General features: G+C 72.6%; 2 protein-coding genes. One reads left to right on the plus strand and one right to left on the minus strand.

Annotated elements, in window-relative coordinates; genetic code table 11:
• A partial coding sequence (locus IJH84_RS16050; RefSeq protein ID WP_295145848.1) for a GDSL-type esterase/lipase family protein occupies nucleotides 1-1,056 on the minus strand: 1,056 nt, incomplete at its 3' end.
• Nucleotides 1,057-1,337: 281 nt separating this feature from the next.
• On the opposite strand from IJH84_RS16050, the gene IJH84_RS16055 reads away from it, so the two are divergent.
• A partial coding sequence (locus IJH84_RS16055) for an FxsA family protein (protein WP_295145851.1) occupies nucleotides 1,338-1,777 on the plus strand: 440 nt, incomplete at its 3' end.

Genomic DNA, 1,777 nt, shown 5'->3' on the forward strand with positions numbered 1-1,777 from the left:
GGCCGCGCGCCGGGCGTCGTCGTTCAGGAACTGGCTGAGGCAACCGCCCAGCTGGGCGTGTCCGGCGGCGTTGGCGTGGAACGACTCCTGCATCGCGTGCAGGGCGCGGTCGTCGTACTGCAGGCTCTCCCAATCCACCGTGAGCCGGGTGAACCACTCCTCGCCCTGCCCGGCGGGCGACGCCTGCCCCGGCGGAACCTGTTGCGGCTGCCCCTGTTGCGGTGACGGACCGGTGCACGCCTCGTGCCCGACACCGGCGCGCGAGAGGTCGAGGAACCGCGCGTCGACCGCGCCTGCGGCTTTCCGCAGCCCTTCGGACAGCTGCGGCACACCGGTGTCCCTGATCCACCTCAGATCACCGGTCTGGAACGGGCAGCCGGACAGGTTCTGCAGCTGCGGGGCGATCTCCGGGCCGACCGGCGAAGCGTAGGACTGCACGACCAGCGAATAGCTCTGCGGCGTGTAGCCCGCCCGCTCCATCACCGAGCGCACGTCCCGCAGCGCCGAGACGACCTTGGGCCGCATCTGCTCCACCCGCTGCGGCCAGGTCTTGCTCAGCTGTGCCGAGCAGCCGCCCGGCACCCGCCGCGCCCACGCCTGCACGCACCGGTTGACCGCGTCGGTGAAACCCGGATCGTCGTTCGCGCCGACCTGCACCACGACGTCGGTGATCCGGTAGCGGGAGGCGAGCTCGGCCAGCCGGGCGGCCTGCGAGCCCTCGGCGTGCTCCGGGCTGGGCTGCAGGCCGACCAGCTTCGCCTGCGCCCCCGAGCAGGCCAGGTTGAACCGGCTCACCCCCGGCGGCAGCTGCAGCTGGTGCACCGCCGCGGCGGGCGATCGGTGGCACCAGTCGTCGTTGGCGCCGTTGGTGCCCGCCTCGTAGTTGCCGCCGCCTTCGCCGGACAGCGTGCTGTCGCCGAGCGTGACCACCGCGGCGGGCAACCGCTCCGGCTGCTGCGGCAGGCTCGGCACGTTCTGATCGCTGACCAGGATCGCGAGCGCCAGGACGCCGCAGACCGCCAGCAGTGCGAGGAATCTCGACTTGTGCGCCCGCATCGGCGAGCAGTCTATGCGGTGTTGATGAAGCCATCGCCCGTGGCGGTGCCGAACTCGCCGAGCCCGGCACGACCGGCAGGGAGGCCCCGCTGACCTGCGCGTTCGTCCGCATGCGAAAGTTGCGGTCCCGCTGCGGGCGGGGGAGGCGGGCTCGCCGGGGTGGCGATCGCAACACTCGGGCAAGTTCGCCGCGCGGATCGGGAGAAAAATCGGACACCGGTGCGTTGAACACAGGGAGAAGTAGCTGTCTGCCGGGGTTTCCCCGCTTGCGGAGGTTTGCAGTGCCCATACTCCTGCTGCTGCTGGCCATCGGCCTCGTCGAGATCAGCGTGCTGGTGCTGGTCGGCAACGCGGTCGGTGTGCTGCCCACGATCGGGCTGCTGCTGGCCGGCGGCGTGCTCGGCAGCTGGCTGATGCGCCGCGAAGGCGCCCGCACGCTGCGCGCCTTCAACGAGGCCGCGAAGCTGCGCAGGCCGCCGGAGCGGGAACTGTCCGACGGGGTGCTGATCGTCGCCGGCGGCGCGCTGATCGTGCTGCCCGGTTTCGTCAGCGACGTGCTCGGGCTGCTGTGCCTGCTGCCGCCCACCCGCGCGCTGCTGCGCCGCTGGATGCAGCGCAGCGCGGAGCGCCGGGCGCAGCGGGTGCGCGAGCAGGTGCGCACGGGCGCGGCTCCGGGGTGGGCCGCACCGGGATGGGGCGCCGGATTCGCGACCGGTTCGCC

The organism is Saccharopolyspora sp., assembly GCF_017434145.1.
In the GTDB taxonomy this organism is placed as follows: Bacteria; Actinomycetota; Actinomycetes; order Mycobacteriales; family Pseudonocardiaceae; genus Saccharopolyspora_C; species Saccharopolyspora_C galaxeae.